The organism is Chloroflexus sp. MS-G, from assembly GCF_000735195.1.
Lineage (GTDB): Bacteria > Chloroflexota > Chloroflexia > Chloroflexales > Chloroflexaceae > Chloroflexus.
In genome coordinates, this window is the sequence record NZ_JPIM01000134.1 from 1 (window position 1) to 11116 (window position 11116).

General features: G+C 53.8%; 10 protein-coding genes. 5 read left to right on the top strand and 5 right to left on the bottom strand.

The window, feature by feature from the left end; all coding sequences use genetic code 11:
- Window positions 1–59 precede the first annotated feature (59 nt).
- Together JE47_RS0117630 and JE47_RS0117635 are read left to right on the top strand one after the other, a co-directional pair.
- Window positions 60–1265: an aminotransferase class V-fold PLP-dependent enzyme gene (locus JE47_RS0117630; protein WP_031461018.1), complete on the top strand. Its 1206-nt coding sequence runs from the start codon at window positions 60–62 to the stop codon at window positions 1263–1265.
- Window positions 1262–2872 carry an ABC transporter ATP-binding protein gene (locus JE47_RS0117635; protein ID WP_031461019.1) on the top strand — a complete coding sequence of 537 codons (1611 nt, stop codon included), beginning with the start codon at window positions 1262–1264 and terminating at the stop codon, window positions 2870–2872. Before JE47_RS0117630 ends, JE47_RS0117635 begins: the two co-directional genes overlap by 4 nt.
- Window positions 2873–2892: 20 nt before the next feature.
- Here the strand turns inward: JE47_RS0117635 and JE47_RS0117640 are convergent, their stop codons facing one another.
- Window positions 2893–4326, bottom strand: a complete 1434-nt coding sequence (locus tag JE47_RS0117640; RefSeq protein WP_031461020.1) for an STAS domain-containing protein — start codon at window positions 4324–4326, stop codon at window positions 2893–2895.
- Between the two features lie 278 nt (window positions 4327–4604).
- Between JE47_RS0117640 and JE47_RS0117645 the strand changes: the two genes are divergently transcribed.
- The 3 genes from JE47_RS0117645 (at window position 4605) to JE47_RS0117655 (ending at window position 6740) form a co-directional block, all read left to right on the top strand.
- A complete protein-coding gene (locus tag JE47_RS0117645) occupies window positions 4605–5297 on the top strand; it encodes a histidine phosphatase family protein (RefSeq protein ID WP_236631291.1) in 693 nt (230 codons plus the stop codon).
- 4 nt (window positions 5298–5301) lie between these two features.
- Complete coding sequence (locus JE47_RS0117650; RefSeq protein WP_031461022.1) at window positions 5302–5829, top strand: DUF3090 domain-containing protein; 528 nt, start codon at window positions 5302–5304, stop codon at window positions 5827–5829.
- Window positions 5830–5996: 167 nt separating this feature from the next.
- Window positions 5997–6740 carry an SCO1664 family protein gene (locus JE47_RS0117655; RefSeq protein WP_031461023.1) on the top strand — a complete coding sequence of 248 codons (744 nt, stop codon included), beginning with the start codon at window positions 5997–5999 and terminating at the stop codon, window positions 6738–6740.
- Between the two features lie 376 nt (window positions 6741–7116).
- Here the strand turns inward: JE47_RS0117655 and JE47_RS0117660 are convergent, their stop codons facing one another.
- The 4 genes from JE47_RS0117660 to JE47_RS0117675 form a co-directional block, all read right to left on the bottom strand.
- Window positions 7117–7857, bottom strand: coding sequence for a response regulator transcription factor (locus JE47_RS0117660; protein WP_031461024.1), 741 nt, complete (start codon window positions 7855–7857; stop codon window positions 7117–7119).
- Entirely contained in the window at window positions 7820–8485 is a 666-nt protein-coding gene (locus tag JE47_RS0117665; RefSeq protein ID WP_051871199.1) for a sulfite oxidase heme-binding subunit YedZ, read from the bottom strand. The genes JE47_RS0117660 and JE47_RS0117665 overlap by 38 nt, the downstream gene beginning before the upstream one ends.
- 223 nt (window positions 8486–8708) lie before the next feature.
- Complete coding sequence (msrP, locus tag JE47_RS0117670; RefSeq protein WP_031461026.1) at window positions 8709–9650, bottom strand: protein-methionine-sulfoxide reductase catalytic subunit MsrP; 942 nt, start codon at window positions 9648–9650, stop codon at window positions 8709–8711.
- A 704-nt stretch (window positions 9651–10354) separates the two neighbouring features.
- Window positions 10355–10939 carry a hypothetical protein gene (locus tag JE47_RS0117675; RefSeq protein WP_031461027.1) on the bottom strand — a complete coding sequence of 195 codons (585 nt, stop codon included), beginning with the start codon at window positions 10937–10939 and terminating at the stop codon, window positions 10355–10357.
- Window positions 10940–11116 lie beyond the last annotated feature (177 nt).

Below are 11116 nucleotides of genomic sequence, written 5' to 3' on the forward strand. Positions count from 1 at the left end.
TGCACCGGTTATCAGCGATAATGATCACAAACAACGTTCAACCGAAAGGTAATGATCGCATGCACGTCACAACCTGTAAACTACCTTGCCCTGAAATTGCCGACCAGTTTCTGCTGCGGCGCGATATGACCTTTCTCAACCACGGTAGCTTCGGCGCGTGTCCTCGTCCAGTGTTCGCTATCTATCAACAATGGCAACGCACCCTTGAAGCACAACCGGTTGAGTTTCTTGGCCGATGCCTGTCTGAACGCCTGCGTCAGGCCCGCATGAGTCTGGCAACCTTCGTTGGGGCACCGGCAGATGATCTCGTCTTTGTGCCAAACGTGACTTACGCGCTGAATATTGTTGCCCGTTCGATACCTTTACAACCGGGTGATGAAGTCTTGGGTATTACTCACGAATACGGCGCAATTGAACGTACCTGGCGTTACGTCTGTCTCCAACACGGCGCGACGTATGTCAATCAGCCGGTGGAATTACCGGTAACGACACCCGAACAGCTTGTCGAACAGATCTGGCGTGGTGTCACTTCCCGCACACGAGTAATCTTGCTCAGCCACATCACATCGCCGACGGCCATTATTATGCCGGTGGCAGAAGTATGTCGGCGGGCACGTGCAGCCGGGATCATCAGTGTGATCGACGGTGCCCACGCACCTGGCCAGATCGATCTGAACCTACAAGCATTGGGAGCTGATTTCTACGCCGGGAATTGCCACAAATGGCTGTGCGCACCAAAAGGGGCCGGATTCCTATACGTGCGCCCTGAACACCAGGCCGCTCTCGAACCGCTTGTAGTGAGCTGGGGCTGGCAACCACCAACACCATTGTCAGGCAGCTTTCTGGCCTATCCAGAAGGACGCCCGTTACAAGCCTACTACGAGTGGATGGGAACCGATGATCCATCAGCATTTCTCAGCGTACCAGCGGCCATTGAGTTCCAGCACCGTCACCAGTGGGTCGATGTTCGACACGCATGTCACGAATTGCTGTACGCTGCATCACAACAGATACTGGCCTTGACAGGTACAGCACCGCTGACCCCCGATGACGAACACTGGTGGGTGCAGATGCGGTCATTACCGCTACCACCCTGTGATCCGGCACTGGTTCAGGCCCGGCTCTGGCATGAATGGCGTGTCGAAGTCCCATGCTTCACCTGGCAAGGGCAACCGTTGATTCGCATCTCAGTTCAGGGATACAATACTCCGACAGACATTGATCGTCTCCTAACCGGCTTGCAAGCAGTGTTGAGCACCTTATGATCGACATCAACCAAGTTAGCTACACGTATCCTGGCGCAACCAGGCCCATCCTCCACGATCTGAGTTTTCAGATCGAGCCAGGCGAGTTCCTGCTCGTTTGCGGGGCGAGTGGTGTCGGCAAGAGTACCCTGCTCCGCCTGTTGAACGGCCTGGTTCCCCATTTCTACGGCGGACATTTCCGTGGCCGGATAGAGGTCTGGGGACGTCATACGCTACACTACCAGCCCCGCGATCTGGCCGATCTGGTCGGATTTGTTGTGCAAGACCCGGAAAGCCAGTTTGTGGTTGAACGGGTTGAAGATGAAATTGTCTTTGCGATGGAGAATCTAGGCGTACCGGCAGCCATTATGCGGCGGCGCGTGGAAGAAGTCCTTGATCAACTGGCCATTGCCCATTTACGTCACCGCCATGTAGCAACGCTGAGCGGTGGCGAACAACAGCGGGTGGCAATTGCCGCGGCCCTGGCTGCTCAACCACGAGTGCTTGTCCTCGATGAACCGACCAGTCAACTCGATCCCCATGGCGCTGAAGAGGTCTTAACCGCTCTCCAAAAGCTCAATACCGATCTCGGTATTACCATCGTGCTTTGCGAGCATCGGTTAGAACGAGTAGTACAGTATGCCGACCGTATACTCTATCTGGCGCCAGATGGCACTATTGATCTTGGATCGCCGCGCGATGTATTAGCCCGGATTGATCTACGACCTCCACTCCAACATCTTGGGGCAGTATTGGGATGGCATCCGTTGCCGCTGACCATCAAAGAAGGACGGCGGTTTGTACCTTCTGATGTACCGGTACCATCACCAGTATTATCGCCACCACCCGCATCGTCTGTTCCCCTGGCACGTCTCCACAACGTAACTGTTCGGTACAATCAGCATGAAGCACTTTATCGGGTTAATCTGGAACTACCACGTGGTCAGCTCATTGCACTGATGGGACGTAACGGGAGCGGCAAGAGCACGCTCCTCAAAACTCTCATCGGCCTGGTCCGCCCGGTTGAAGGACGAGTCGAGTTAGCCGGGCAAGATATTGCGCCACTGGCGGTAGAAGAACTGGCTCAGCGTGTTGCCTATGTGCCTCAAGACCCGCGGAGCGTCCTGTTTCACGATACACTGGATGAAGAGATCGCCTTCAGTTTACGGGGACGAAAGCTCCGTCCTTCACCATCGGCAATTCGCGACGCGCTGTCCCGCTTCGACATTGCGCACTTGATCGAACACTACCCGCGCAATCTCAGTGGCGGCGAAGCACAGCGGGCGGCATTAGCAGCCAGCCTGGTCGGTGATCCCCAACTTATTCTCCTCGACGAGCCAACCCGTGGTCTTGATTACCAGGCCAAAAGCAGTCTGATCGCCATCCTGCGCCGGCTGTGCAGCGAAGGTCGTACCGTTTTGATGGCAACCCACGATGTTGAGTTAGCTGCCGCCTGCGCCGATTGGGTCGTCTTGCTGAGCGAAGGAGAGATCGTGGTAGAAGGGCCAACAACCGAATTGCTCGGCAACAGCCTGATCTTCTCATCACAGATCGCCAAGTTGTTCCCCGGTTATGGCTGGCTCACCGTCCCACAGGCCCTTGCCGGTTTGGGACGCATATCGGATTGAGTAGTCTCAGCCAGGGAGATTTATCGTAACAGCGCTGCCACGCCATCCTGAAGGGTAGCAAACGAGCGCAAGCCGTCCCAGCTTGAACCGGTATGAATCATCAACTCGGCTAGATCGGGACGAATGCCACATAGCGCTACCTGAGCACCCATCAGACGGGCACCGTTGCTGATCCGATGCAAGGTATGAGCTAACGTGTGTTCAAAAACGGTCAGGCCGGTCAAATCGAGTAACACAATCTGTACCTGACGGGCAGCAATTTCGGCGAGAATTGAACTGAACAGCAACTGACAGCGCTCAGCATCGAACGCGCCAATCAGCGGTGCCACCAATGTCTCTTGGCTTAGAGGAATAAGTGGCAAGGTTAAACGACGCAGCAGCTCATCACGTTGCTGAAGCTCTGCCAGTGAATGTTCGAGGGCAGCACTGCGCTCGGCTAGTGCCTTCTGTGATGCTACAAGCTCGGCTCGCTGCCGTTCGAGCAGCGTTATGTCGCGCAACAAAACAACACTAGCCCCACCGCGCTTGTCATGAATCACAACCTCCGAGACCAGCAACACCTGACCATTGCTTCGCGCAAACCGACGACTGCCAAGCTCACGATCAGTATCGGTTGTCTGTTCGTTGAAGCCAGCCTCAGCCAGAGCATCATCAAACGACCGTTCCGTATTCAATGCGAGAACTTGCTGCGCGGCTCGATTGGCAAACCGAATCTGCCGATCAACATCAAGCACCAGCACCCCATCGGGAAGGTGTTCGACAGCAGTTTGTAGAGCAACCTGCGAAGGTCGAAAGATACCGTAACGCAACGTGACCCAGCCAAACGAGAGATGCAACGGAAGAAGACTGGCATAGGCAAGGGCCACCAGGCCCATTTCACGCGAAATATAACCGGTCAGGAAGGTCAAAATAGCCCCTGCCGTCAACCAAACGGCAGGGAGACGTTCTCTCGGATGCTGAATTGCAATCGTAACCAGCATCGTTACTGGAACAAGGATACAACCAATGATGTAGAGCGCAAATACCGGCCAAAAGGCCGGCCCACGGACAAAATTAGTGATCCCACTCTCATCGCGAACCACATCAATGCCAACAAACCCGAAGCGTCCGTACCAGTCTATTGCTAAGCCGATGGTCATCAGAGCATAAGGCGCCAGCACGCTCCACCGTAGAAGTGATTGCTGGTGGCGATGCGGCATAAACAAGATCATAATCAACCAGATCAAAAACCCAAAGATTGCCGCTTGCAGAGACGTCAGTAACCCAGAAAGAAGCCACACTTCAACCGTATTTCGGCTGGCAAAACGTACTGCACCAGCACAGCTCAAGAGTAGCGAACCGGTCGTGAACGCGGCAAAGATACGATTCGGCAGGGCGCGATAGTCTTGCAACAAGACATATACGACGCTTGCGACCAAAACAACGATGGTGAACAGGATAATGAGTAGTTCCATATGAGCTTCTACGGTTCTGTGTGATCTGGCAATCAGGTAAAACGCAGGACGAAGATGAGGTCAACATGAATGGTCATCTTGACACTTTATTATCGGTTTTTTGACGAGGTTTGTCAAAGAATTTCTTATCATCACTGCCAGATAGAAAAATTGTTGCGCAGCCTTGAGATGCAACACCTTGCTGTGAAATTATGTAACCGTGGTATCATGGAAATGGGAAGGCCCCGATTATTGGTCGTATCGCACAGAGTGCAGTTGCAGAGATAGCAGGTGTTGTAGTGTCAAACGGAGAACGGCGGGTAACGACAGTCCTCTTAATCCGTCACGGAATGAATGATTGGGTGCATGGTCGGTTGGCTGGCTGGTTACCGGGGGTTCATCTGAGCGAAGAGGGTCGACGACAAGCGCTGGCGCTCAGTGAACGGCTCGGCGATCTACCGATCACGGCACTTTACACCAGCCCTCTTGACCGTTGTATCGAGACCGCACGGGCAATTGCCGAACCGCGCGGTTTGCCATTGCGCATTGTCGAACAGATCGGCGAAGTGCGTTATGGTGAATGGGAAGGGGCTGAGCTGAAAGAGTTGTACACCCACGAGCTATGGCCAGGGGTTCAGCACTATCCGAGTGGTACCCGCTTTCCCCGTGGCGAGACCCTCGGTGAAGCACAGATGCGTATGGTGAGCGCGATTGATCAATTACGCGCTCGCCATGTGGGGGAAATGATTGCAGTGGTGTCGCACGCCGATTTGATCCGGTTGGCATTAGCATACTATATTGGTGTGCACATTGATTTGTTTCAGCGGCTAGTTGTCAACCCGTGCTCCCTGAGTGCGATAGCGTTTGAGCCGATGGGGCCTCGTCTGTTGGCCTACAATGATACTGGGTCGCTTGAGCATCTTCGCCCTAAACCGTCATCGCCAACGCCTACACCGGAGGCAGCGTCCCTGTCATCAACGGAGGCAGAGTAGTACCATGGCAGAGTTTACGTTTGATCTCGAATCGGTGCATCGCATCACCGCCGGCGCAGTTGGGCCGCGAGGTCGGCGGGTCTTCTACTTACAGGCCCGACGTGGCAACCGTCTGGTAACCTTACTGGCGGAAAAAGAGCAAATTCGCGAACTGGCAAATGCCATTAATCGCTTGTTGGAAGCTATCGGCGAACGTAATCCACGTCTGGCAACTTCCGACGATCTGCTGGTTACTGATATGAGTCTCGAAGAGCCGCTTGAACCGAAGTTTCGTATTTACCAGATGGGGTTAGGGTACGATAGCGAGCGGGATCGGATTGTCTTGTTGGCCCAGGGGATGCCAGATGGAGAAAATGAAGAACCGTTGTCAGCGCGCTTTTCGGCCACACGTGAGCAGATGAAGGCCCTGAGCATTCATGCAGAGCAGGTAGTTGCTGCCGGTCGCCCAATCTGCGGTAACTGCGGTCGTCCCATTGATCCCAGCGGTCACTTCTGTCCCCATCGTAACGGTCATGGCCCAGTCTATAGTTAGCGAAGTGAAGTGGTTGTTGCACCGGCCTCTGCTTTCGTATTTGTCAGCATTCCAACTGCTTGTTTCCTTACCGCACAAGTTGGCAGAAGGTGGGATCAGGGGAAAGCCGGTGATAACACCCATCTTAGGATGTTCGTAACCCCCTACCTTGTCGTGAAAGGGATGGTATGGAAGGTGGTCACTCACACGAACTGAGCGTTGCGCGGGTGTTGACAGCACTGGCCCAGGGTACCATGAATATTGAGGCAGCGATGCCGTATAGCAGCAACTATACCCTGTTGACCAGCATTGTTCACGAAGACCTGCACCTGCTGGCGGTGTATAAACCACAGCGTGGTGAACGTCCGCTGTGGGATTTTCCGCGTGGAACGCTCTACCGTCGCGAAGCGGCAGCGTACATCGTGAGTGAGGCGCTCGGTTTTCATCTGGTGCCGCCAACCGTGGTGCGCGATGGACCGTATGGCATCGGGATGGTGCAGTTGTTCATTGATAACGATGAAGATATTCACCTGTTCACGATGCTGAAGCAAGGCGGGTACGAGCGCGAGATCAGGCAACTCTGTGCCTTCGATTGTCTGGTCAACAATGCCGACCGCAAGAGTGGCCACTGTTTGCAAGGACGAGACGGACGTTTGTGGGCTATTGACCACGGCATTTGTTTCCATGTTGAACCAAAGTTGCGGACGGTGCTCTGGGATTTTGTGGGAGAACCTTTTCCTGATGAGGTTATGACTGCGTTTACCAGTTTTCGTCAGCAGCTCGATCAGAACGAACACCTGACCCAAGCCCTGCATACATTACTCGACCGGGCAGAGGTGCGAGCGCTGCGGCGGCGGCTTAATAACTTGATCGAGAGTGGACGTTATCCACCGCCGGGGCCAGGGCCGCACGTACCATGGCCGCCAGTCTAAAGGGTATTTCCGAACGAGACCCTCTATGCTGAGAACCTATCCGCATATCTTATACCGTTACGTTCACGACGGATGAACCTGATAGTAGGGGCAAGGCGACATTTCACCTCTACAAGTTACCCTCATAGAAATGGGTAGTACCGGGTTCAGCGCCGGTGCTGAAGAGCACGCCTAGCGTCATCACCTTTCCTCCTAGCCCCCTTTTTACTACCACAAGGGGCGAGGAAGGGCGACCTCACACAATGATTGCGTGGATGCGGTACGTGCCCAATGAGAAATCTGGGTTTTTGATCAGGCTCTAAGCCGTTCAGATAAGTGCCAGAGTAACGCAAAACCTACCCTAATGCCGACGGCATTGTGTTTGTGGTCAGGATACTCATACCGGCACATCGCCGGTGTTTATCCGACGGGCGCCGGGGAAGTCAACGAAGCGATAACCGACACCGCGCTCGGTGAGAATATAGCGTGGATTCGCAGGGTCTTCTTCAATCTTTTGGCGCAGATAGGTAATGTACAACCGCAGGTAGTGACTCTCATCACGGTATTCCGGCCCCCATACCTTGCTCAGCAGCATTTCATGGGTCAGGACATACCCAGCATTTTGCACCAGGTGATACAGCAGCCGGTATTCGGTTGGCCGCAAATTGACTCGTTTCCCCTCAACTAACACTTCACGACGGGCAAAATCAATGCTCAGCCGATCATCAACTTTAACCAGCGTCTGGGGAATTGGCGGTTGCGTGTAGTGACGGCGCAATACGGCTCGAATACGACTGACCAGCTCGCGCTGGCTGAACGGTTTGCCAACGTAATCATCGGCGCCAAGCTCTAGCCCGCGTACCCGATCCTCTTCTTCATCTTTGGCGGTAAGAATGATGACCGGCACCTGCGAGAAGCTCCGAATCCGACGCAGTGCCTCAAATCCGTCCATGACCGGCATCATAACGTCGAGCAAGACAATATCGGGCATCTCCTCGCGCACCTTCTCGACCGCTTCACGGCCATTGGTGGCAGTTGTTACCCGCATACCTTCTAACTCGAGATTCATGCGCATGAAGGTTATCATGCGCGGCTCGTCATCAACGACGAGCACCAGTTTGTCTTTGAGTTCGCTCATATCGCCATTGTACCACACGCTGCCAGACTTGCCTAGCCGGAATGCGGGCGAACAGCAGGATTGCGAGTAGAGTTCCGGCAATGAGCGCCGGACGCGGATCTTTGCTCAGCCACAGATAGTGTATCACGGCCAGGATTGCGGCCGGGTAGACGAGCCGATGCAGACGGCGCCAGCTCTGCCTGAGCCGTCGCTGCCAGCCGGTCGTTGAGGTTATGGCCAGGGGTACTAACAGCATAAAGGCCAGCAGCCCAGCAATGATGTAACGCTTTTCAGTCATCACCTGGAGTATCAGACTCAGGTCAAGACCGTAGTCTATCCCGACAAACATGGCAACGTGCAGGCTGGCGTAGCCAAAACTGTAGAGACCGAGTGGCCGCCGCCAACGCATCACCTGCTTCCAACCCAACCAACGATTTAGCGGTGTGCAGGCGAGCGTCATCAGCAACAAGCTTAGTGCAAACCAGCCGGTGCGTTGTGTGAGGTATTGGATCGGATTCACCGTTAAACGTCCGCCAAAAGTATCGCCGATGATAAACCCCAGAGGGAGCAACCCGATCATGTGGGGAAACAAGTGGATGATGTACGCTGTACGGGTAGCAATCCATTGATAGTAGAAGCGAAGAGACATTCGAAATGCTCCAGGTTTTTTGTTCGTCAATCGTTCGTTCTGTCGCAACCGTTACCGATGAGTAGGTTCCGTATGCGCAATGCTCGCTAATAGACCCTGCACACCAATCGCAATCTAGCGCAACCGGTACTGCACAGATGTTTACAATGCCTGCTTTTTTTGTACCCAGAGCGACAGACGGTACCGTCAGAAGAACCGATGACCGACATCACCTGTGATCAGATCAATAGTTCTGGCGCAAATCCATACCGGCATAGAGCGCGGCCACCTGTTCGGCATAGCCATTAAACGGCAACGTCTTGCGCCGTCCTAACTCGCCGATCCGTCGTTCAGTTGCCTGCGACCAGCGCGGATGCGGAACGTCGGGATTGACATTAGCGTAGAAACCGTACTCATGCGGTGCGACCGCCATCCACAATGACACCGGCATCGTGTCGGTTAACTCAATTTTAACGATAGATTTGATACTCTTAAAGCCATACTTCCACGGCACAACCAACCGAAGTGGTGCTCCGTTTTGCGGTAGAAGAGTACGTCCGTAGAGACCAGTACTCAGTAACGTCAGATCGTGCATCGCTTCATCGAGACGTAAACCCTCAACGTAAGGCCAAGGAAAATAACGGTCGCGCTGGCCCGGCATCTGGTCAGGATCGTAGAGAGTTTCAAAACGAACATATTTGGCCTGTGCTGTTGGTTCAACAATGGCAAGCAGTTTGTGCAACGGAAACCCCTGCCATGGAATAACCATCGACCATCCTTCGACACAGCGCAAACGATAGATGCGCTCCTCCTGATCAAACATGGTTAGAATATCTTCGATGGCAAATATGCGTGGTTTGTGCACCAACCCTGTCACTTCGACCGTCCACGGCCGAGTAGCAAAATTCGCCGCCCGCCGGGCCACGTCTTCCTTGTTTGTACTGAATTCATAGAAGTTGTTGTAATTCGTAATCTGCTCAAAGCTGTTGGCCGGATCACCAAGTTCATCACGACGTTCATTTCCATCAACGATAGCCTGTTGGCGCTCCTGGCCGCCAGAAATGCCACATGCACTCAGCACCGCACCCACACCTAGCGTACCTAATCCGCGCAAGAACGCACGTCGGTTAAGATACACCGTTTCTGGGGTAATTTCGGAAGAGCGAATGGTTGGATCGCGATACATACAAATGTCCTTTGCCAAAATCAGGTTTGGATAAGCCGCAGCACTGCAAGCACGGAAATCTCCTTGTACTAGCAGAAAATGTTACTTTAAAAAGAATTCACTATTGATATTATACGTCTCCTTGTGAGGATTGGGAGATTTTCTTACTCATTCCTCATCTTTGCACGTACCTGACCATCAACGGGCAACGCTATCGCAATCATCGTTGCGTGGCTGAATGATCTCTGCTGTCACATGGAAGATTTGCCACCATACACTATCATAGGAGGGCGGTAATGCCTGGCCCGTATACCAATCCTGTCTGTGACAACCGTGTATCATCCTGCCAGCCTGGTATGGCATCTCGGTTCTGTCAAGAGAACTATGGATTAGCGAAGAAGTTGCAGCGTTTGCTCCGTTGGGGTGCCGATGTAACGACCGAGGGATACCGAAAACGCTCCCGTCTCTGCTGCTGATGACTCCTGCCACACACGGTTACTTGGGTGTGCGGGATACTCCCTACCTCCCCTCCGCTTGCGGGGGGAAGGGGTACTTATGGAGGCAGGGGGAGTGGGAGGAGCCAGCGGAGCGCACCATCGTTCGTCTACACAGTGGAGAATGCGAACTAGAGGCCTGCAAACCAGGATACACGGTTGTTGCGAACAGATTGGTATTAGATCACGTGGGGCGATCACCTCCGCCTGCCTATAAGCTGAGAATAGAACTCATTCATCAACCAACGCCAGTATCAAACGCCGTACCTGCCACAGACGTCGATCAGCACCTTCAGGCCTAACACCGAGATCATCTCGAATCTGGCTGATCTGGAGCCGAATAGCGTCGATGGGACCTTTTTGGGGTTCTGTACTCAGGTTGTAGGCCCGATCAAGCGCACGGCGTGCCATCATCAAGGCCCGGTCAGCTTCGGCGAAATCGTTACGCTGGAGCGCATTGAGTGCCTCATCAAGGGTGATTGCGGCGCGTAAGAGGTGGGTTATTGTGCGTAATTGGGCGTTTTCAGCCTGGAGATCGAGGATGGTCAGGCGCAGTAACCCTTCACTTGGTGGTGGAGATGGTGGGGTGGGTTGCGGGGTTGGGATTGGCGTGGGAGGGATGGTCGGAACAGGTGTAACGGTCGCGATCAACGGTGTGACTGGTGGCGATACTGCCCAAAACCAGCGGTGAAGGAGGGAGAACAGCAATAGGCTGATCGCGATCGTCAGGACATGCGGTATCACGAATCGGGCATACCGTCGCCAGCGTGCCGATTGCGCTACCGAGACAGATGAAGTTGGTTCAGAAGATGCCATGACGACAAGAATACCGTAACTGCCGCAATATACTATCGTGAGAGCAATTAATACGAGAACACAAAGCAGGACCTTAGAGCATGATCGAAAACCCGGATTTCTTGTTAGGAATATACCGTGCCTGTGCAACCACTGCGTTAGGGGGCTAACGTTCTGTTCTGCTATCCGCGCTGTGGG

Excerpts from the sequence above, each read along its gene's own strand:
- JE47_RS0117675 (WP_031461027.1), bottom strand. The coding sequence starts at position 10,939 with ATGGCATCTTCTGAACCAACTTCATCTGTCTCGGTAGCGCAATCGGCA.
- JE47_RS0117640 (WP_031461020.1), bottom strand. The coding sequence starts at position 4,326 with ATGGAACTACTCATTATCCTGTTCACCATCGTTGTTTTGGTCGCAAGC.
- JE47_RS0117650 (WP_031461022.1), top strand. The coding sequence starts at position 5,302 with ATGGCAGAGTTTACGTTTGATCTCGAATCGGTGCATCGCATCACCGCC.
- msrP (WP_031461026.1), bottom strand. The coding sequence starts at position 9,650 with ATGTATCGCGATCCAACCATTCGCTCTTCCGAAATTACCCCAGAAACG.
- JE47_RS0117655 (WP_031461023.1), top strand. The coding sequence starts at position 5,997 with ATGGAAGGTGGTCACTCACACGAACTGAGCGTTGCGCGGGTGTTGACA.
- JE47_RS0117635 (WP_031461019.1), top strand. The coding sequence starts at position 1,262 with ATGATCGACATCAACCAAGTTAGCTACACGTATCCTGGCGCAACCAGG.
- JE47_RS0117665 (WP_051871199.1), bottom strand. The coding sequence starts at position 8,485 with ATGTCTCTTCGCTTCTACTATCAATGGATTGCTACCCGTACAGCGTAC.
- JE47_RS0117630 (WP_031461018.1), top strand. The coding sequence starts at position 60 with ATGCACGTCACAACCTGTAAACTACCTTGCCCTGAAATTGCCGACCAG.
- JE47_RS0117660 (WP_031461024.1), bottom strand. The coding sequence starts at position 7,857 with ATGAGCGAACTCAAAGACAAACTGGTGCTCGTCGTTGATGACGAGCCG.